The 18,941-nt window shown below is 69.8% G+C and carries 18 protein-coding genes; 14 read left to right on the forward strand and 4 right to left on the reverse strand.

What is annotated here, in order from left to right:
* Positions 1-2 precede the first annotated feature (2 nt).
* Entirely contained in the window at positions 3-668 is a 666-nt protein-coding gene (locus A5692_RS19795) for a (2Fe-2S)-binding protein (RefSeq protein ID WP_068058890.1), read from the reverse strand.
* 264 nt (positions 669-932) lie between these two features.
* Between A5692_RS19795 and recA the strand changes: the two genes are divergently transcribed.
* Genes recA through A5692_RS19815 form a run of 4 tightly spaced genes read left to right on the forward strand, consistent with a single transcriptional unit; the run spans position 933 to position 4,614 of the window.
* Positions 933-1,985 carry a recombinase RecA gene (gene recA, locus A5692_RS19800; RefSeq protein ID WP_068058892.1) on the forward strand — a complete coding sequence of 351 codons (1,053 nt, stop codon included), beginning with the start codon at positions 933-935 and terminating at the stop codon, positions 1,983-1,985.
* A complete protein-coding gene (recX, locus tag A5692_RS19805; RefSeq protein WP_068058894.1) occupies positions 1,951-2,472 on the forward strand; it encodes a recombination regulator RecX in 522 nt (173 codons plus the stop codon). Before recA ends, recX begins: the two co-directional genes overlap by 35 nt.
* 52 nt (positions 2,473-2,524) lie before the next feature.
* The gene (miaB, locus tag A5692_RS19810; RefSeq protein ID WP_255397059.1) at positions 2,525-4,021 is read left to right on the forward strand and encodes a tRNA (N6-isopentenyl adenosine(37)-C2)-methylthiotransferase MiaB; all 1,497 of its coding nucleotides are present in this window, start codon (positions 2,525-2,527) and stop codon (positions 4,019-4,021) included.
* Positions 4,009-4,614 (forward strand): hypothetical protein, encoded by a 606-nt coding sequence (locus tag A5692_RS19815; RefSeq protein ID WP_156766174.1) that lies wholly within the window; start codon positions 4,009-4,011, stop codon positions 4,612-4,614. The genes miaB and A5692_RS19815 overlap by 13 nt, the downstream gene beginning before the upstream one ends.
* Here the strand turns inward: A5692_RS19815 and A5692_RS19820 are convergent.
* Complete coding sequence (locus tag A5692_RS19820; RefSeq protein WP_068058900.1) at positions 4,611-5,972, reverse strand: DUF349 domain-containing protein; 1,362 nt, start codon at positions 5,970-5,972, stop codon at positions 4,611-4,613. The genes A5692_RS19815 and A5692_RS19820 overlap by 4 nt on opposite strands.
* 504 nt (positions 5,973-6,476) lie before the next feature.
* Here A5692_RS19820 and A5692_RS19825 point away from each other — a divergent pair.
* The 7 genes from A5692_RS19825 to A5692_RS19855 all read left to right on the forward strand — a co-directional run bounded on the left by A5692_RS19825 (position 6,477) and on the right by A5692_RS19855 (position 15,527).
* Positions 6,477-7,445 (forward strand): DMT family transporter, encoded by a 969-nt coding sequence (locus A5692_RS19825; RefSeq protein ID WP_068058902.1) that lies wholly within the window; start codon positions 6,477-6,479, stop codon positions 7,443-7,445.
* 34 nt (positions 7,446-7,479) lie between these two features.
* Entirely contained in the window at positions 7,480-8,169 is a 690-nt protein-coding gene (locus A5692_RS19830; protein WP_068058904.1) for a hypothetical protein, read from the forward strand.
* 7 nt (positions 8,170-8,176) lie between these two features.
* Positions 8,177-9,112, forward strand: a complete 936-nt coding sequence (miaA, locus tag A5692_RS19835) for a tRNA (adenosine(37)-N6)-dimethylallyltransferase MiaA (protein ID WP_068059097.1) — start codon at positions 8,177-8,179, stop codon at positions 9,110-9,112.
* Positions 9,113-9,116: 4 nt separating this feature from the next.
* Positions 9,117-9,989, forward strand: a complete 873-nt coding sequence (gene dapF / locus A5692_RS19840) for a diaminopimelate epimerase (protein ID WP_068058905.1) — start codon at positions 9,117-9,119, stop codon at positions 9,987-9,989.
* 46 nt (positions 9,990-10,035) lie between these two features.
* Positions 10,036-11,463: a GTPase HflX gene (hflX, locus tag A5692_RS19845; protein ID WP_068058907.1), complete on the forward strand. Its 1,428-nt coding sequence runs from the start codon at positions 10,036-10,038 to the stop codon at positions 11,461-11,463.
* Positions 11,464-11,556: 93 nt separating this feature from the next.
* The gene (locus tag A5692_RS19850) at positions 11,557-12,717 is read left to right on the forward strand and encodes an acyl-CoA dehydrogenase family protein (RefSeq protein WP_068058909.1); all 1,161 of its coding nucleotides are present in this window, start codon (positions 11,557-11,559) and stop codon (positions 12,715-12,717) included.
* A gap of 593 nt (positions 12,718-13,310) precedes the next feature.
* Complete coding sequence (locus A5692_RS19855; protein WP_068058911.1) at positions 13,311-15,527, forward strand: LGFP repeat-containing protein; 2,217 nt, start codon at positions 13,311-13,313, stop codon at positions 15,525-15,527.
* Positions 15,528-15,551: 24 nt separating this feature from the next.
* On the opposite strand, the gene lexA is transcribed toward A5692_RS19855, so the two are convergent.
* Positions 15,552-16,250, reverse strand: a complete 699-nt coding sequence (gene lexA, locus A5692_RS19860) for a transcriptional repressor LexA (RefSeq protein WP_068058913.1) — start codon at positions 16,248-16,250, stop codon at positions 15,552-15,554.
* Between the two features lie 291 nt (positions 16,251-16,541).
* Between lexA and A5692_RS19865 the strand changes: the two genes are divergently transcribed.
* The 3 genes from A5692_RS19865 (at position 16,542) to A5692_RS19875 (ending at position 18,194) form a co-directional block, all read left to right on the forward strand.
* Complete coding sequence (locus A5692_RS19865; RefSeq protein ID WP_068058915.1) at positions 16,542-17,036, forward strand: LysM peptidoglycan-binding domain-containing protein; 495 nt, start codon at positions 16,542-16,544, stop codon at positions 17,034-17,036.
* An 86-nt stretch (positions 17,037-17,122) separates the two neighbouring features.
* Positions 17,123-17,587, forward strand: coding sequence for a transcriptional regulator NrdR (gene nrdR / locus A5692_RS19870; RefSeq protein ID WP_068058917.1), 465 nt, complete (start codon positions 17,123-17,125; stop codon positions 17,585-17,587).
* A gap of 121 nt (positions 17,588-17,708) precedes the next feature.
* Positions 17,709-18,194 (forward strand): peroxynitrite isomerase, encoded by a 486-nt coding sequence (locus A5692_RS19875; RefSeq protein WP_068058919.1) that lies wholly within the window; start codon positions 17,709-17,711, stop codon positions 18,192-18,194.
* A gap of 15 nt (positions 18,195-18,209) precedes the next feature.
* Here A5692_RS19875 and A5692_RS19880 read toward each other — a convergent pair whose 3' ends face one another.
* A complete protein-coding gene (locus A5692_RS19880) occupies positions 18,210-18,896 on the reverse strand; it encodes a PhzF family phenazine biosynthesis protein (protein WP_068058921.1) in 687 nt (228 codons plus the stop codon).
* Positions 18,897-18,941 lie beyond the last annotated feature (45 nt).

Consider the following 18,941-nt stretch of genomic DNA (forward strand, 5'->3'; position numbering starts at 1 on the left):
GGTTATCCACGGGTGCGGCGCGGTGTTCGGCCGAACACGCAGTCGCCGCACACCGAGGGCAGGCGGTAGAACAGGCAGCAACTGCGCCGCCTGAAGCCGGAACCGGTGACGACGCCGGACCCCGCCAGCGTGCCGGTGTCCAGCAGCGAGTTCGTGATCTCGACGATCGGGCCGCGCAGGGCGGGCCGCGCCGAGAGCAGGGCCCGGGATGCCCCGACGAGCGCGGAGGCGATGTTGCCCGCCAGCAGGGCCGGCGCCAGCTTGACCCGCAGTCCGGCGGCGAGCGGCTGCATGTGCTGTTCGACGACGATGCCGTAGAGCAACCTCGCCGACGGCCGGTCGACGGCCCGTCCCACGGGTGCGGGCAACCGTAATTGCGCCCCGTTGTCGGCGCGTTGCAGGTCGTCGAGATCGGGGATCACCCCGTGGCCCAGCGCGCAGGCGAGCAGCGGTGACCACAGGCGGGCGGCGTGACCGAGCTGGACCAGCGAGGCCGCGATCCGCAGGTCCGTCGTGCGATAGCGGCCGGCGGTGGCGTCGACCAAATCCGCGAAGCCGTCTGCGTAGGACCGGGCGACCGGGTGCCATCCGGCCGCGTCGCCGCCCACCGTCACCGCGAAAAACCCTTGGCAGGAGGATATTTCGGCGAGTTCGGCAGAGATGTCCATATCCGCGCAACCCAGCTTCTTCAGGGCCTCTTCAGGGGAGGCCCGCCCCCGGTCGTGGTCAGGCGTTGCCGGCCCCGTCAGCGCCTTTCGGTGGCAGATGTTGCCACACGCTGTCACCGGGTTCGGCGTGTCCGCTTGAATCGAACAGGTGTTCGGCTACTGTGGGAAACGTTCGGTGAGTCAACTTGTCGGTGGCCCTCTCTAGTGTCACGGCCAACCGACCGACACCGGTCACCGAACACACCGAACCATAGGAGAGGCACCATGGCGCAAGCCCCCGACCGCGAGAAGGCTCTCGAACTGGCGATGGCCCAGATCGAAAAGAGCTACGGCAAAGGCTCGGTGATGCGTCTCGGCGACGAGATGCGTCAGCCGATCTCGGTCATCCCGACCGGATCCATCGCACTGGACGTGGCCCTGGGCATCGGCGGTCTGCCCCGCGGCCGGGTCGTGGAGATCTACGGCCCGGAATCGTCGGGTAAGACCACCGTCGCCCTGCATGCGGTGGCCAACGCCCAGGCCGCCGGTGGCGTCGCGGCGTTCATCGACGCCGAGCACGCCCTGGACCCCGATTACGCCAAGAAGCTCGGCGTGGACACCGATTCCCTGTTGGTCAGCCAGCCCGACACGGGGGAGCAGGCCCTCGAGATCGCCGACATGCTGATCCGGTCCGGTGCGCTGGACATCCTGGTCATCGACTCGGTGGCGGCGCTGGTGCCGCGTGCGGAGCTCGAGGGCGAGATGGGTGACAGCCACGTCGGGTTGCAGGCCCGGCTGATGAGCCAGGCGTTGCGGAAAATGACTGGCGCGCTGAACAATTCGGGCACCACCGCGATCTTCATCAACCAGCTGCGCGAGAAGATCGGCGTGATGTTCGGCAGCCCGGAAACCACCACGGGTGGAAAGGCCCTGAAGTTCTACGCGTCGGTGCGCATGGACGTGCGTCGGATCGAGACGCTCAAGGACGGCACCAACGCGGTCGGCAACCGCACCCGCGTCAAGGTCGTCAAGAACAAGGTGTCGCCGCCGTTCAAGCAGGCCGAATTCGACATCCTCTACGGCAGGGGGATCAGCCGGGAAGGCTCGCTGATCGACATGGGCGTGGAGCAGGGCTTCATCCGCAAGTCCGGTTCCTGGTTCACCTATGAGGGCGAGCAGCTCGGTCAGGGTAAGGAGAACGCCCGCACCTTCCTGATGGAAAACGACGAGGTGGCCAACGAGATCGAGAAGAAGATCAAGGAGAAGCTCGGCATTGGCCCGGTCGTCACCGATGGCTTGTCCGATGACAGCGTCCTGCCCGCCCCCGTCGATTTCTGAGCCGTCCCGCGAGGAGCAGGCGCGGACGCTGTGCCTGCGCCTGCTCACCGCGAGGGCGCGCACCCGCGCCGAGCTGCACGGTCAGCTGGCGAAACGCGGTTACCCCGAGGACGTCAGCGCTTCCGTGCTCGACCGGCTGGCCGCCGTCGGCCTGGTCGATGACACCGACTTCGCGCAGCAGTGGGTGCAGGGCCGCCGGGCGAAGGCGGGAAAGAGCAAGCGGGCCCTGGCCGCCGAATTGCACACCAAGGGTGTGGACAGGGACGTGATCGCCGCGGCGCTGTCCGGGATCGACGCCGGGGCCGAGCGGGACCGGGCCGAGCAGTTGGTGCGGGCCAAGCTGCGCCGGGAGACGCTGGACGGCGACGACGCGCGAATCACCCGCCGGCTGGTCGGGATGCTCGCGCGGCGCGGCTACAGCCAGAACCTGGCCTGCGAGGTCGTCCTCGCCGAGCTGGCCGCCGAACGGGAGCGTCGCCGGGTCTAGCCCGCTGACGTGCGGTTTCTCTCGGGCCGACCGGCCGCCGTACCATGGCTCCGTGACTTCAGTGGTGGTTTCGGCGCGGACGTATCAAGTCCGCACCTACGGCTGCCAGATGAACGTCCACGACTCCGAGCGGCTGGCGGGTCTGCTGGAGGCCGCCGGCTATCAGCGGGCCGTCGAGGGTGCCGACGCCGACGTCGTCGTCTTCAACACCTGCGCGGTCCGGGAGAACGCCGACAACAAGTTGTACGGCAACCTCAGCCACCTGGCGCCGCGCAAGCGCGCCAACGCTGAGATGCAGATCGCGGTCGGGGGCTGCCTGGCCCAGAAGGACCGGGACGCGTTGCTGCGCAAGGCGCCCTGGGTCGACGTCGTATTCGGCACGCACAACATCGGGTCGCTGCCCGCGCTGCTCGAACGCGCCCGGCACAACAAGACCGCCCAGGTGGAGATCGCCGAGTCGCTGCAGGAGTTCCCGTCGTCGCTGCCGAGCGCACGCGAATCCGCCTACGCCGCTTGGGTTTCGGTCTCCGTCGGGTGCAACAACAGCTGCACTTTCTGCATCGTCCCCTCGCTGCGGGGCAAGGAGGTCGACCGCAGCCCGGCCGACGTCCTGGCCGAGGTGAGGGCGCTGGTGGACGACGGCGTGCTCGAAGTCACGCTGCTGGGCCAGAACGTCAACGCCTACGGGGTGTCGTTCGCCGACCCGACGCTGCCGCGCGATCGCGGCGCGTTCGCGCGGCTGCTGCGGGCCTGCGGGGACATCGACGGCCTGGAACGCGTGCGGTTCACCTCCCCGCATCCGGCCGAATTCACCGACGACGTCATCGAGGCCATGGCGCAGACGCCGAACGTCTGCCCCGCCCTGCACATGCCGCTGCAGTCGGGCTCGGACCGGGTGCTGCGCGCCATGCGGCGCTCGTACCGCGCCGAGCGCTATCTCGGCATCCTGGACCGCGTCCGCGCGGCCATGCCGCACGCCGCCATCACCACCGACTTGATCGTCGGGTTCCCCGGCGAGACCGAAGCGGACTTCCTGGAAACCCTGGACGTGGTGCGGCAGGCCCGGTTCGCGGCCGCGTTCACCTTCCAGTACTCCAAGCGGCCCGGCACGCCGGCCGCCGAGCTCGACGGGCAACTCCCGAAAGCCGTTGTGCAGGAGCGCTACGAGCGGCTGGTCGAGCTGCAGGAACAGATCTCGCTGGAGGGCAATCGGGCGCTGGTCGGTCGGACCGTCGAATTGCTGGTCGCCGCCGGCGAGGGGCGCAAGGACACCCGCACTTCCCGGATGACCGGCCGCGCCCGCGATGGCCGCCTGGTGCACTTCGGCGCCGACGACCGGGTGCGGCCGGGGGACGTCGTCACCGCGGTGATCACCCAGGCCGCGCCGCACCACCTCATCGCCGACGCGGGCATCCTCAGTCATCGCCGGACCCGCGCGGGAGACGCGCACGCCGCCGGGCAGCGCCGCGGCGGCGTCGGTCTCGGCATGCCCGCCGTCGGACCGCCCGGCCCGACGGACCCCACCGAATCCCTTGGATGTGCCCGATGAACGAAGAACACCCGCATTTTCACGCCCTGCGGAGCGAAATCGAGGCCGCCGAGCGCCGCGTCGCGCGCGGATTCGACCCGGGCCCACGCGGTTTCGTCGTGGCGATCCTGGTCTTCGTGCTGCTGGGATCGTTCATCCTGCCGCACACCGGCTCGGTGCGGGGCTGGGACGTGTTGTTCAGCAGCCACGGCGCCGGCGCGGCCGCGGTGGCGCTGCCGTCGCGCGTCTTCGCCTGGCTGACACTCGTTTTCGGCGTCGGGTTCTCCATGCTGGCGTTGGTGACCCGGCGTTGGGCGCTGGCCTGGGTCGCGCTGGCGGGTTCGGCGCTCGCCGGCGCGGCGGGGATGCTAGCCATCTGGTCGCGCCAGACCGTGGCCGCGGGGCACCCGGGCCCCGGGGTCGGGCTGATCGCGGCGTGGATCGTCGTCCTCGTGCTGACCTACCAATGGGCCCGGGTGGTGTGGTCGCGGACCATCGTGCAACTCGCGGCCGAGGAGGAGCGGCGCCGGGTCGCGGCCCAGCAGCAGTCGATGACGCTGCTCGACAGCCTGGGCGGATCTACGGACCGGACCTCCGGGGACTCCGAAGCCTAGGGCTTACGGGTCAGCGCCTGCGCGGCCGCCTGCGCCCATTGCCGCCACTGTTCGGCGTTGGCCCTGGCCTCTTCGGCCTCTTTGGTGCGGCCCGCCGCCGCGGCCTTCTCGGCCTGCTGCTCGTATTGTTCGGCGCGGGTGCGGAATTGCTCGGCGCGGGCCTGCGCCTGCGGATCGGACCAATCGGCCTCGCCCGCATCGCGCACCTTCTTCTCGACCGCGCGCAGGCGGCGCTCCAATTCGGCTGACCGCTCCCGCGGCACCTTGCCGATCGCGTCCCACTTGTCGGCGATCGAACGCAGCGCCGCCCTGGCCGCGTCGTGGTTGCTGGTGTCGATCCTCTCCGCCTCGGCCAGCAGGGCCTCCTTGGCGGTGGCGTTGGCCCGCAGCTCCGCGTCCTTCTCCGCCGTCGCCGAGTTGCGGGCCGTGAAGAAGACGTCCTGGGCCGCCTTGAACCGCCGCCACAGCGCGTCGTCGACGTCGCGGGCGGCTCGGCCCGCCGCCTTCCACTCCGTGAGCAGCTTGCGGAATTCGGCGCTGGTGGACGTCCAGTCCGTCGAATCGGACAGCTCCTCGGCCCGTTCGCAGAGTCGTTCCTTCGCCTGGCGAACGCCCAGGCGTTCGCGGTCCAGTTCGGCGAAATGGGACCCCCGCCGCCGGTTGAACGCCTCCCGGGCCGCCGAATAGCGCTTCCACAGGGCGTCGTCGACCTTGCGGTCCAGGCCGTTGATGGTCTTCCACTCGTCGAGGATGGCCCGCAGCCGGTCGCCGGCGGCCTTCCACTGCGTGGAGTTGGCGCCCAACTCCTCGGCCTCGGCGGCCAGCGCCTCCTTGCGCGCGGTCTGGGCGGCGCGATGCTCGTCGCGGCGCGAGCGCTCCGCGGCGACGGTGGCCTCCACCTGGTCGATGAGGCTGGTGAGCCGGCGTGCGAGCGCGTCGATGTCGCCCAGTACGGCCGCGGTCGGCAAGCTCTCGGCGAGCTCGGAGGCGTGGGCCTTGATCTTGCGGGCGTCGCCGGTGCCCGCCGCGAGCCGCTCCTCCATGAGCGTGACCTCGGTGCTCAGGTCGTCGAAGCGGCGGCCGAAGTGGGCGAAGGCGGCTTCGGCGTCGCCGGCCTGCCAGGAGCCGACCACGCGTTCGCCGTCGGCGGTGATCAGCCACACCGTGCCGTCGTCGTCGACGCGCCCGAACCGATGCGGATCGCTGGTGGGCGGCGCCGGCACCGGGTGGACGGCGGGCCGCGGCCCCGAGGCCACCGGCCGGGGACCGGGACGTGGGCCCGGGCGTGGCACCGGGCCCGGCACCGGTCGGGGCACCGGCCCAGCCGGCTCTGCGCCGTGGGGTTCGTCAGCCGTCATTCGCTCGTCACCTACCCTTCGCGCGGTCGCTGTCCCGCGCACCTGCCGCGCGTAGCGGCACCGTCTGCTGCACCGGTGGGCTGGCCGTCGCGGCCCTCCCAACAGCTGCTCAACAGTATTCAAGCAGCTTGGCGGCCCGTGCGCCGCCACCAGTGATCTTCCCGCTTGGGACGAATCGGCGTGGGCGCATCGGGTATGACACCTGTCCTACCCCCACTCGCACTCAGAAACCATCCCCGGGCGGACATCGCCGCTTTGCCGGCGTTGGCGTCGGCGCCGTGGATCGCGATCGGCGGGCGTTCGGCAGCTGCCGCCGTTACCCGATCGCAGCGTGACCCACAGCGTCTCCATAGGTTGGTGAAGTATCAACAGAGGGTGTTTCGCTGAACGCCGGTGGCGTGGTCAACGTCATACGGTTGTTGCTGAATTGAATGCAAATTTTGGGTGTATTTGCCCTTGCCCCAGGGAAAGCTGGTCGGGGCACTTTTGAGGTGAGGGGTCGCTATGTCGAAGGTTGATGTCGCGGCGTTGATCGCATTGTGCGCGGCGCTGGCGTCCGCGGTCGGCGATGTGATCCGCCAGCGCTCGGCGCAGGAGATCACGGACAAAGACGTCGGCCATCTCGAGTTGTTCCGCATGTCGCTGCGGGACACCCGGTGGTGGTTGGGGGGCGCGGCGGCGATCGTCAATTACAGCCTGCAGGCCGGGGCCCTGGCCTGGGGCTCGGTAGTGCTGGTGACCGCGCTGCAGGTGACCGCGCTGCTGTTCGCGCTGCCGATCTATGCGCGCCTGACCAGGCGGCGGGTGACCCGCTGGGAGTGGATCTGGGCGGTGATACTGGCCGGCGCCCTGGCGGTGGTCATCATCGTGGGCGACCCGGCCTCCGGCGATCAGCGCGCGGCGGTCGGCACGTGGGCCGTCGTGGCCGCGGTGATGGTGCCGCTGTTGGTGGCGTGCGTGGTGGCCGCGCGGATCTGGTCGGGCAGCCCGATGGCGGCCGCACTGCTCGCGGTGGTGGCGGGCTCCGCTTTGGCCCTGTTCGCGGTGCTGACCAAGGGCATCGTCGAGGTGGGCGAGGCCGGCCCGCTGGCCGTGTTGAGCGCACCCGAATTCGTGCCCTGGTTGCTGCTGGCGCTGACCGGGATGATCTTCCAGCAGTCGGCGTTCCGCGCCGGCGCGCTGACGGCCTCCATGCCGACGATGACCGTGGCCAAGCCCGTGGTGGCCGGCCTGCTTGGGATCTTCGTGCTCGGCGAAACGCTGAACGCCACGGGACCCAAGGCCTTCGTGCTGGTCGCGGCGGTGGCGGTGGTGATCGTGGCGACGATCGCGCTGGCCCGCGGGGAGGCCGCCACCATGGTCGCGCAGGTCGGCCGTGACACCGGAGACGTCACGGCGGACCCCTGGTCGTCCGGCGACGGTGAGTCCGACCCTCTTAGCGGTCCCGTCATGGCGGCGAGAGCCGAGGCCTGAACACGCCGCGCCGGCGAAACGTTAGTTTGGTGGCGTGCTCAGCGGCATCGCGATCGTTCCATCGGCGCCGCTGCTGGTGCCCGAGCTCGCCGGAGCCGCCGCCGCGGAGGTGACCGACCTGGCGGCCGCGGTGCTGGCGGCGGCTGCGCTGTTGCCCGTGGCGTGGACCGTCATCGGGACCGCCGGGCGTGACGAGGCGTTCGGGCCCGACACGGCCGGCGCTTTCGCGGGTTTCGGCGTGGACCTCCGGGTCCGGCTGTCCCCGCGCGCCGACGACGAGTCGCCCGTCGAGCTGCCCGTGTGCGTGTTGCTGGCCGCCTGGCTCCGCGGCAAGGTCCGCCCCGACGCCACCGCGCAAGCACGGGTCTACTCCGCCGACCGCAACGCCGAGACCGCGCTGGACCGCGGACGGCGGTTGCGCGCCGAGATCGACGCGTCACCCGAGCCGATCGGGGTGTTGGTGGTCGCCGACGGCGCCAACACCCTCACCCCGGCCGCCCCCGGCGGGTACGACCCCGGCAACGCCGACGCGCAGCGGGCGCTCGACGACGCGCTGGCAACCGGCGACGTCGCCGCCCTGGGCCGGTTGCCGCGGCAGATCCTGGGCCGGGTCGCCTTCCAGGTGCTGGCCGGCCTGGCCGCGCCGGGACCACGGACGGCCAAGGAGCTGTACCGGGGTGCGCCCTACGGCGTGGGCTACTTCGCCGGTGCCTGGCAGCTCTGAGGTGGCCGTGCGACCGCTGGCGATCATCGGCCCCACCGGAACGGGCAAGTCGCAACTGGCGCTCGACATCGCGGAACGGCTCGAGGGCGGCGCCGAGATCGTCAACGCCGACGCGATGCAGCTGTATCGCGGAATGGACATCGGCACCGCCAAGCTGCCCGTCGACCAACGCCGCGGGATCCCGCATCACCAGCTCGACGTCCTGGACGTCACCGAGACCGCGACCGTCGCCCGCTACCAGGCCGCCGCGGCCGCGGACGTCGAGGCGATCGCGGCCCGCGGCGCCGTGCCCATCATCGTGGGCGGCTCCATGCTCTACATCCAGTCCCTGCTCGACGACTGGTCGTTCCCGGCCACCGATCCGGCCGTGCGGGCGCGCTGGGAACAGCGGCTGGCCGAGGTGGGGGTCGGCGGCCTGCACGCCGAGCTGGCCCGACGCGACCCCGCCGCGGCCGCGGCCATCCTGCCCACGGACGCGCGGCGCACCGTGCGGGCGCTCGAGGTGATCGAGCTGACCGGACGGCCGTTCGCCGCGTCCGCGCCACGCATCGGCGCTCCGAGGTGGGACGCCGCCATCGTCGGACTCGACTGCCAGACAACGGCTCTCGACAAGCGGCTGGCCCGTCGCGCCGACGCCATGTTCGACCAGGGCCTGGTCGACGAGGTAGCCGCGCTGCTCGAAGAGGGTCTTCGCGACGGGGTCACCGCCTCGCGCGCCCTGGGCTACGCGCAGGTGATCGAGGCGCTCGACGCCGGGGGCGGCGACGACCGGCTGCGCGACGCGCGGGAGCAGACGTACGTGGGCACCCGACGCTACGTGCGACGCCAGCGGTCGTGGTTCCGCCGCGACCACCGGGTCCGCTGGCTGGACTCTGAAAAAGGCGGGGCCGACGGCGCCCGGCTCGTCGACGAAGCCCTGCAAGCCTGGCGCCACGTATCCTGAGCAGGTGCAATTCGCAAAGGGGCACGGCACCGAGAACGACTTCGTGGTGCTCCCGGACGCACAGGCCGCGCTCGACCTGACCGCGGCACGGGTGACCGCCCTGTGCGACCGGCGGCGCGGGCTGGGCGCCGACGGCGTGCTGCGGGTCACCACCGCCGGCGCCGCGCTGGCGGCCGGCGTTCTCGACCGGCTGCCCGACGGAGTGGCCTCGGCCGATTGGTACATGGATTACCGCAACGCCGACGGCTCGCTCGCGCAGATGTGCGGCAACGGCGTCCGGGTGTTCGCGCACTACCTGCGCGCCAGCGGGCTCGAGGCCCGCGACGAGTTCGTGGTGGGGTCGCCGGCCGGCCCGCGGCCGATCACCGTGCACCGCGCCGACACCACCCGTGCCGAGATCAGCGTCGACATGGGCAAGGCCAACACGCTCGGTCCCGGAAGCGCGGTCGTCGGCGGCCGGCGGTTCTCCGGCCTGGCGGTCGACGTGGGCAACCCCCACCTGGCGTGCGTGGATCCCGGCCTGACCGCCGAGGAGTTGGCGCGGCTGGACGTGGCCGCACCGGTCAGCTTCGACCACGCCCAATTTCCGGACGGGGTCAACGTCGAAGTCCTCACCTCACCCGTTGACGGTGCGGTGCGGATGCGGGTGCACGAGCGCGGCGTGGGCGAGACGCGCTCGTGCGGCACCGGCACGGTCGCGGCCACCGTCGCCGCCCTGGCCGCCGCCGGTGCGGCCACCGGCACGCTGACCGTGCGGGTGCCGGGCGGTGACGTCGTCGTCACGATCACCGACGCCACCAGCTACCTGAGGGGGCCGTCGGTACTGGTGGCGCACGGGGAGGTCAGCGAGGAATGGTGGGACGCGCAGGAGCGTTAATTCGAGTGCACGGCGGCGATTCGCCGTGCATCATCTTGTATTGCCTATGACACAACCTGAATTCCAAAATCACGCTCCCGCAGTCGCGGAGCCAAGCACCGGCGAGCTCGCCCTGGAAGAACGGTCGGCGCTGCGCCGCGTCGCCGGTCTGTCCACCGAACTCACCGACGTCTCCGAAGTCGAGTACCGCCAGCTGCGGCTGGAACGCGTCGTGCTGGTCGGTGTGTGGACCGACGGCACCGCCGCCGACAGCGAGGCCAGCATGGCCGAGCTGGCCGCCCTTGCCGAGACCGCCGGCTCCCAGGTGCTCGAAGGGCTCATCCAGCGCCGCGACAAGCCCGACCCGTCGACCTACATCGGCTCGGGGAAGGCCCAGGAGCTACGCGAAGTGGTGCTGGCGACCGGCGCCGACACCGTGATCTGCGACGGTGAACTGTCCCCGGCGCAGCTGACCGCGCTGGAAAAGGCGGTGAAGGTCAAGGTCATCGACCGCACCGCGCTGATCCTGGACATCTTCGCCCAGCACGCCACCAGCCGGGAGGGCAAGGCGCAGGTATCGCTGGCCCAGATGGAGTACATGTTGCCGCGGCTGCGCGGCTGGGGTGAGTCGATGTCCCGGCAGGCCGGTGGCCGCGCCGGCGGCAGCGGGGGAGGCGTGGGCCTGCGCGGTCCCGGTGAAACCAAGATCGAGACCGACCGCCGTCGCGTCCGCGAACGCATGGCCAAGCTGCGCCGCGAGATCAAGGACATGAAGCAGGTCCGCGACACCCAGCGCAGCCGCCGGCTGGCCAGCGCCGTGCCGTCGGTCGCCATCGTCGGCTACACCAACGCCGGCAAGTCGAGCCTGCTCAACGCGCTTACCGGCGCCGGTGTGCTGGTGCAGGACGCATTGTTCGCCACCCTGGAGCCCACCACCCGCCGCGCCGAGTTCGAAGACGGTCGCCCGCTGGTACTCACCGACACCGTCGGGTTCGTCCGGCACTTGCCAACCCAGCTGGTCGAGGCGTTCCGCTCCACGCTGGAGGAGGTCGTCGACGCCGACCTGTTGTTGCACGTGGTCGACGGCTCCGACGTCAACCCCCTGGCCCAGATCAACGCGGTGCGCGAGGTGATCTCCGAAGTCATCGCCGACCATCATGGTGACCCGCCGCCCGAACTGCTGGTGGTGAACAAGGTCGACGCCGCGAGTGGTCTGATGCTGGCCAAGCTCCGGCATGCGCTGCCCGGCGCGATGTTCGTCTCGGCCCGCACGGGCGAGGGCATCGACGCCCTGCGGCGCCGGATGGGCGAGATGGCCGTGCCCGCCGACACCGCCGTGGACGTCCTGATCCCTTATCACCGCGGCGACCTGGTCGCCCGGCTGCACGCCGACGGGCGCGTCCAGCAGGAGGAGCACAACCCCGGGGGCACCCGGATCAAGGCCCGGGTGCCGGTGGCGCTGGCCGGCCGGCTGCAAGAGTTCTCGGCCCACTGATCTGCCCGGCGGGCCGACCCCGCCGACTGCCGACCAACCGTCTGGTTGGTATATGTTGGGCGACAGAGTTCCCCTTCGCCGGAGGTCATTCCCATGGGCAGTGCCGTCAAGTACCAGCGCACTCTTTTCGAGCCGGAGCACGACCTGTTCCGTGAGTCCTACCGTGGCTTCCTGGATCGCCATGTCGCGCCGCATCACGACGAATGGGAGAAGGCCAAGATCGTCGACCGCGGCGTGTGGCTCGAGGCCGGTAAGCAGGGCTTTTTGGGCATGGCGGTGCCGGAGGAATACGGCGGCGGGGGCAACCCCGACTTCCGGTACAACACGATCATCACCGAGGAGACCACCGCCGGTCGCTACAGCGGCATCGGCTTCGGCCTGCACAACGACATCGTGGCGCCGTACCTGCTCGCGTTGGCCACCGAGGAGCAGAAGCAGCGCTGGCTGCCCAAGTTCTGCACCGGCGAGATCATCACCGCGATCGCGATGACCGAGCCGGGAACCGGTAGCGACTTGCAGGGCATCAAGACCCGTGCGGTCAAGCAGGGCGACCACTACGTGCTCAACGGCGCAAAGACGTTCATCACCAACGGAATCAACGCCGACCTGGTCATCGTCGTCGCCCAGACCGATCCGGACAAAGGGGCGCAGGGCTTTTCGCTGCTCGTCGTCGAACGCGGCATGGAGGGCTTCGAACGCGGCCGCCACCTGGACAAGATCGGGCTGGACGCGCAGGACACCGCCGAGTTGTCGTTCACCGATGTGAAGGTGCCCGCCGAAAACCTGCTGGGGCAGGAGGGCATGGGGTTCATCTACCTGATGCAGAACCTGCCGCAGGAACGCATCTCGATCGCCATCATGGCCGCCGCGGCGATGGAGCAGGTGCTCGAACACACGTTGCAATACACCAAGGAGCGCAAGGCATTTAACAAGCCGATCGGCAGCTTCCAGAACAGCCGCTTCGTGCTTGCCGAGCTGGCGACCGAGGCGACCGTGGTGCGCATGATGGTCGACGAATTCATCCGGCTGCACCTGGACAAGAAGCTGACCGCGGAGCAGGCGGCGATGGCCAAGTGGTACTCCACCGAAAAGCAGGTGCACCTGATCGACCGTTGCCTGCAACTGCACGGCGGCTACGGCTACATGCGCGAATATCCCGTTGCCCGTGCCTATCTGGACGCCAGGGTGCAGACCATCTATGGCGGAACGACCGAGATCATGAAAGAGATCATCGGCCGCAGCCTGGGGGTCTAGCCCTAGCGCCGTTGGTTGGAAATGCCGTCGGACCGGGCAATTCGGCGCTTCGGCGGCAAACCCGATCGGCGCCCGGCGTGCGGCCGTTTTTCGGGTGGATCGTTGAAGAGTTAATGGCTTCACGTACCGTCGGCACATGTGTTTTGGGTGCGCCGCCCGGGCAATGACGCATCGTCGCGCCGAAAATCATGACGGCTCCGAGCACCTGGTCAAGTTCGGCAACCCCTGCGAACGCCGAATCGCTGCGTGCCACCCCAGGCGTACCTCATTGCGCGGGCGATCGTCGTGTTCGGGATTCGGCGCGATTAGCCGAACATCGCGTGAGCGACGGGGCGCCCGGTCGCGATTTGAGCGTGGCTCGGCATCATTTCGACATCGGCGTGGTATCCGTTTTTGTAATATTCGTGATCTGACTTCGCATTTTTCGTTGGCTGGAGCAAAGTTATGCGAGCCCGGCGCATATGCGGTTCGGAACGTGGTTGTTTCTCCGCGGTCGGACCGCGGCCCGCTCGCCGGCTGTGCGGAATGGGCACAGCCGTTGATAGGGGAATAGCCGTCGGCTGGGAGGCTTGGTGAACGGGCAGAGAGGTCACATGCGCAGGCTGGTCGGGAGCGCGCTGGTCAGCTTGGCCGCTGCAGCAATGGCCGCTGCCTTGCTGGCGCCACCGGCGTCGGCGTCGCCCATCGGCGACGCCGAGGCGGCCATGATGGCGGCCTGGGAGAAGGCCGGCGGCGACTCGTCACCCCTGGGCGCCCGGAAGGGCGATGTCTATCCCGCCGGCGACGGTTTCGCGCTGGACTTCGACGGCGGCAAGATGTTCTTCACCCCGGCGACCGGTGCGAAATTCGTCTACGGGCCGATCCTGGACAAGTACGAGATGCTGGGCGGGCCCGCCGGCAGCGATCTGGGCTTCCCGGCCATCAACGAAGTGCCCGGCCTCGCCGGCCCCGACAGCCGCGTGGTCACCTTCTCGGCCAGCGACAAGCCGGTGATCTTCTGGACGCCCGACCACGGCGCATTCGTGGTGCGCGGCGCGATCAACGCCGCCTGGGACAAGCTGGGCAGTTCGGGCGGCGTGCTCGGGGTCCCGGTCGGCGACGAAACGTACAACGGCGAGGTGTCCGCCCAGAAATTCAGCGGCGGTCAGGTTTCCTGGAACAGGCAGACGAAGCAGTTCACCACTGAGCCGCCGGCCCTGGCCGACCAGTTGAAGGGTCTGCAGGTGGCGATCGATCCCACCGCGGCCATCAACATGGCCTGGCGCGCGGCCGGCGGCCCTAATGGGCCCCTGGGGGTCAAGAAGGGCGCGCAGTATCCGATCGGCGGCGACGGCATCGTCCAGGACTTCGCCAACGGGAAGGTGTACTTCAGCCCCGCCACCGGCGCGAACGCCGTCGAAACCAACATCCTGGCCAAGTACGAGTCGCTCGGCGGACCGGCCGGCAGCGACCTGGGTTTCCCCACCGCCAATGAGTCCGACGGTGGCATCCCGTCCAGCCGCATCGTCACCTTCTCCGGCGCCGACAAGCCGGTGATCTTCTGGACCTCGGAGCACGGCGCCTTCGTGGTCCGCGGGGCCATGAAGGCCGCGTGGGACAAGCTCCGCGGACCGACCGGCAAGCTGGGGGCGCCGGTCGGCGACCAGGCCGTCGACGGCGACGTCGTTTCCCAGCAGTTCGCCGGCGGCAAGGTCTCGTGGAACCGGGCGAAGAACACGTTCAGCACGGATCCGGCCAACCTGGCGCCGTTGCTCTCCGGCCTGCAGGTGTCGGGCCAGAACCAGCCGAGCAGCTCGGCGATGCCCACGCACCCCAAGAAATTCACCTGGCAGTCGTGGTGGCTGCTGGCCGTCATTCCGGTGCTGGTGCTGATCGTGTTGGCGGGGCTGGTGGCCTTCCGTTGGCGCCGGCGTCGGGCCGGCGACGGCGCCGGCTACGAGCCCCACGGCGACCTCGATGTCGGCTACGACGCCGTGGGTGACCAGCACTGGGGACACGAGGACGCGACCACCGAGCATTTCGCCCACGAGCCCGCGGCCCCCGATGCTGAGGCGGCCGGGCGGGTCAGCTGGCGCCGGGGTGGCGCGGACGAGGGTTCCTTCGGGCTCGAGCAGGAGGACCCCGACGCGGTCGACACAGACTCCTTCTCCGCCGTCTCGCCGGCGGCCCTGTCGGAGGCCGGCTACCCCGAAGGCGAGGCCGGTTACCCCGAACCCGAGCACGCCGAACCCGAATACGGTGAACCCGAATACGCCGAATCCGATTACGCCGACGCGGATTACGCCGAAGGCGGGTACGCCGACGGCGAGCACGGGTCCGCCTACCTCCCCGAAGCCGACCACGCCGACAGCGACTACGTGGAGGCCGAATACCTCGATGTCGCCGTTCTCCACACGCCTCCCGACGCCGGGTTCGAGGAAGGTGCTCCCGCCCCCGAGCCCGAGTCCGAGCCCGAGCATCCGGACGTTGCGGTGCCCCACGTCCCGGCGGACGTGTCCGAGGCCGAGGTAGCCGCCCCGGAAGCCGTCGCGCCCGAGGCGGCAGCTGTCGGGGCGTCCGAGCAGCGCGGCGGGCGGCATGCGGCCGCCGACGACGACAGCGGTGCGGCGCTCGGCCCGGGCGGGCGCCCGACCATCCACCTACCGCTCGACGACCCCTACCAGGCGCCCGACGGATACCCGATCAAGGCGAGCGCCCGCTTCGGGCTGTACTACACGCCGGGCAGCGAGCTCTATCACGACACGCTCGCCGAAATCTGGCTCTCCAGCGAAGAAGTGGCGCAGGCCAACGGCTTCGTCAAGGCGGACTGAAGGCGGCCGAGACCCGCGACGGGGCTAGACCTTGCGGATCACCGTGACGACCTTGCCCAGCACGGTCGCGTCGTTACCGGGAATGGGATCGAACGCCGGGTTGTGCGGCATCAGCCATACCTGACCACCCGCGCGCTTGAACGTCTTCACGGTGGCTTCCCCGTCGAGCATGGCCGCGACGATGTCGCCGTTGTCGGCGACGTTCTGCTGCCGCACGACCACCCAGTCGCCGTCACAGATCGCGGCCTCGATCATCGAGTCGCCGACGACCTTCAGCAGGAACAGCGTGCCCTCGCCGACCAGTTCGCGCGGCAGCGGAAACACGTCCTCGACGGCTTCCTCGGCGAGGATGGGGCCACCGGCCGCGATGCGCCCGAGGACCGGGACGAAGGTCGGCTCCGGCAGCGCGTCCGAGCCGGCGACCTCGGTGGCCGGCGCCGCCACGTCGTCATCGGCGCCGCGGACGTCGACCGCCCGGGGGCGGTTCGGGTCACGGCGCAGGTACCCCTTGCGTTCCAGCGTGCGCAGCTGATGCGCCACCGACGACGTCGACGTCAGGCCGACGGCGTCACCGATCTCCCGGATGCTTGGCGGGTAGCCACGGCTGGTGACCGACGCGCGAATGACGTTCAAGATGGTGCGTTGCCGTTCGGTCAGCGATGAATCGACCGCGCGCAGCCGACCGTCCGCCCCGGCCGATGAGGTGTCGTTGCTGTCGCTCATGACACCGAATGTAACCCCACCGCGCCCAAGAATCAAACATGTGTTCGACTGGCGTGTCGTGCCGCTATCGCGGGGGTGAAAAACTACGCCGAAGTCGTAAATCACAAAGGTGTAACTCTTCGGCGGATCGGGTATTTCAGCCGTATGTCAGCTCTGGCGACCACGGACTTGTCGGTGGCGTGGTCTAGCGTTCGACTCGTGCGACACGCTTCGCTCACATGTTCGGATTTCGAACACACGAGCGATACAGTCGAACAGCTGAGCGAATCAAGTTGACCGGAGGAAACGCAGATGACAACCATCCACACGCTGGCGCCGCGTACCGGTAGCCCCCGGCGTCCGGTCAACGGACCGGTCCAGGGTCTTCGTTACGGCCGGGACGGGCTGGATCGTTCGCGCCGGCCCGGTCCCGCGCGGCCGGCGGGCGCGCCCGTTCGCTACCGCGGCACCGGCGTCTCGATGTCGGGCGCGCCTCATCGCAGGCGGCCCGTCACGGTCGCGACCACCATCTGGCTGGCGCTGGCCGCCGGCGCGATCACCCTGTGGCTGGGCCTCGTCGGGAACGTCGGCCAGGTGCTCAACGGCGACTCCGGGAATTCGGCCGCGCACGTACCGGACCGGCTGGCCGTCGTGCGCGTCGAGGCGGGCGAGTCGCTGCAAGACGTCGCCCACCGGGTGGCTCCCGACGCCCCCACCCGGCAGGTGGCCGACCGCATCCGTGACCTCAACGACATGAGCTCGCCGAACGTGGTCGCCGGCCAGACCCTGATCGCCCCCGTCGGCTGACCCGTGGGCGCCGCCCGCGCAGGTCGGCGCACAGGTACGCTCGAAGCGCTGCGGTACCTGGTTGTCGGCACGGCGAAGGAGCGGTCATGCATTGCCCGTTCTGTCGTCATCCCGATTCCCGGGTGATCGACTCGAGGGAAACCGATGAGGGGCAGGCCATCCGGCGCCGCCGCTCGTGCCCCGAGTGCGGACGGCGTTTCACCACCGTGGAGACCGCGGTCCTGGCCGTGGTCAAACGTAGCGGCGTCACCGAACCCTTCAGCAGGGAGAAGGTCATCAGCGGGGTCCGCCGGGCCTGCCAGGGCCGGCAGGTCGACGACGATGCGCTGAACCTGCTGGCCCAGCAGGTCGAGGACACCGTGCGCGCCGCGGGCTCGCCCGAGATCCCCAGTCACGAGGTCGGCCTGGCCATCCTCGGCCCGCTGCGCGACCTGGACGAAGTGGCCTACCTGCGGTTCGCGTCGGTGTACCGGTCCTTTGAGTCCGCGGAGGATTTCGAACGCGAGATCCAGGCGCTGCGCGAACACCGTCAGGTCACGACGCCGAGCTGACCTCACGGCCCGCCTCCTCACCAGGCCGTGCCGGCCCGCATCGTCACCGGGCGTGGCTGGACTGCCCGCCTCCTCACCAGGCCGTGCCGGCCCGCATCGTCACCGGGCTAGGCTCGGTTTCATGCCCGTGGACTTGCATCCCGATCTCGAGGCCCTGGCGCCACTCCTGGGAACCTGGGCCGGCCGGGGGGCGGGTGAGTACCCGACGATCCAGCCCTTCGACTACCTCGAAGAGGTGGTCTTCACTCACGTCGGCAAGCCGTTTCTGGCGTACGCGCAAAAGACCAAGGCGGCGTCCGATGGCAAGCCGTTGCACGCCGAGACCGGATACCTTCGCGTGCCGCAGCCCGGTCACGTCGAACTGGTGCTCGCCCATCCGAGCGGCATCACCGAGATCGAGGTGGGCACGTATTCGGTCACCGGCGCGCTGATCGAAATCGAGCTCTCCACAACGGACGTCGGGCTCACCCCGACCGCCAAGGAGGTCACCTCGCTGGGCCGCTCCTTCCGCGTCGACGGCGACGAGCTGTCGTACTCCGTGCGGATGGGTGCGGTCGGGCAACCCTTGCAGCACCACCTCGCCGCGGTGCTGCACCGGCAGCGCTGAGAACGCCGGCCGGGGTCAGTTCACGTGCCGGACACCGTCATTGACGACGCGACCGGCCACCCCCACCCAGCCCTCGGCGTTCCACGTCGTCTCGATGATCGATCCCTTGCCCTGGGTGATGTGGAGGTCGCGGCTGAGGTAGTCGGTGATGCGCATCGCCGCCGAACCCGTCGCCTCGTCTTCCCGCACGCCGAGATTGGCGGCGAACACGCGGGCGCGCAGCAAACCGGCGGCCCGGTCCGTCCAGGCCCACAGGTAGTGCGCCGTGTCGTCGGGAAAATCCCCCGGGTCGGCGGCGAGAAGCTCGTCTGGCGAACCGAATTCGTGGAGGGCGACCTCGGGCGCCCACTCCGAGCGGGCGCTGATGCCGGTGCGGTCGGCGGCGTAACTCACCTGCACCAGGCCCGCCGACACCTGCAGCGTGTTGATCGGCGTGCCGTTCTCCCGCAACCACCACGCCGCGCCGACGGTGGGGTGCCCCGCGAACGCGATCTGGATCAGCGGGGTGTAAATGCTGGCGTGCGCGGTGGTTGACCCGGGGGCGGGAAGATCGACGAAAACCGTTTCGCTGTAGCCCAATTGAGTTGCCAGCCGTTGCCGGTCCGCGGGTGGGACCTGGCCGGCATCCACGACGCCCAGGGGATTGCCGAAATTGCCGTCCGGATCGGTGAAGACCCGCAACACGGTGACGTCGATACCCATGGCCCGACTGTACGGCCCCGGACGCGGACGCACCGGTCGAGGTCG

Origin of the sequence: Mycobacterium sp. E342, from assembly GCF_001667665.1 — a bacterium.
Classification (GTDB): Bacteria; Actinomycetota; Actinomycetes; order Mycobacteriales; family Mycobacteriaceae; genus Mycobacterium.

Excerpts from the sequence above, each read along its gene's own strand:
- A5692_RS19795 (WP_068058890.1), bottom strand. The coding sequence starts at position 668 with ATGGACATCTCTGCCGAACTCGCCGAAATATCCTCCTGCCAAGGGTTT.
- recA (WP_068058892.1), top strand. The coding sequence starts at position 933 with ATGGCGCAAGCCCCCGACCGCGAGAAGGCTCTCGAACTGGCGATGGCC.
- recX (WP_068058894.1), top strand. The coding sequence starts at position 1,951 with ATGACAGCGTCCTGCCCGCCCCCGTCGATTTCTGAGCCGTCCCGCGAG.
- A5692_RS19815 (WP_156766174.1), top strand. The coding sequence starts at position 4,009 with ATGTGCCCGATGAACGAAGAACACCCGCATTTTCACGCCCTGCGGAGC.
- A5692_RS19820 (WP_068058900.1), bottom strand. The coding sequence starts at position 5,972 with ATGACGGCTGACGAACCCCACGGCGCAGAGCCGGCTGGGCCGGTGCCC.
- A5692_RS19825 (WP_068058902.1), top strand. The coding sequence starts at position 6,477 with ATGTCGAAGGTTGATGTCGCGGCGTTGATCGCATTGTGCGCGGCGCTG.
- hflX (WP_068058907.1), top strand. The coding sequence starts at position 10,036 with ATGACACAACCTGAATTCCAAAATCACGCTCCCGCAGTCGCGGAGCCA.
- A5692_RS19850 (WP_068058909.1), top strand. The coding sequence starts at position 11,557 with ATGGGCAGTGCCGTCAAGTACCAGCGCACTCTTTTCGAGCCGGAGCAC.
- A5692_RS19855 (WP_068058911.1), top strand. The coding sequence starts at position 13,311 with ATGCGCAGGCTGGTCGGGAGCGCGCTGGTCAGCTTGGCCGCTGCAGCA.
- lexA (WP_068058913.1), bottom strand. The coding sequence starts at position 16,250 with ATGAGCGACAGCAACGACACCTCATCGGCCGGGGCGGACGGTCGGCTG.
- A5692_RS19865 (WP_068058915.1), top strand. The coding sequence starts at position 16,542 with ATGACAACCATCCACACGCTGGCGCCGCGTACCGGTAGCCCCCGGCGT.
- nrdR (WP_068058917.1), top strand. The coding sequence starts at position 17,123 with ATGCATTGCCCGTTCTGTCGTCATCCCGATTCCCGGGTGATCGACTCG.
- A5692_RS19875 (WP_068058919.1), top strand. The coding sequence starts at position 17,709 with ATGCCCGTGGACTTGCATCCCGATCTCGAGGCCCTGGCGCCACTCCTG.
- A5692_RS19880 (WP_068058921.1), bottom strand. The coding sequence starts at position 18,896 with ATGGGTATCGACGTCACCGTGTTGCGGGTCTTCACCGATCCGGACGGC.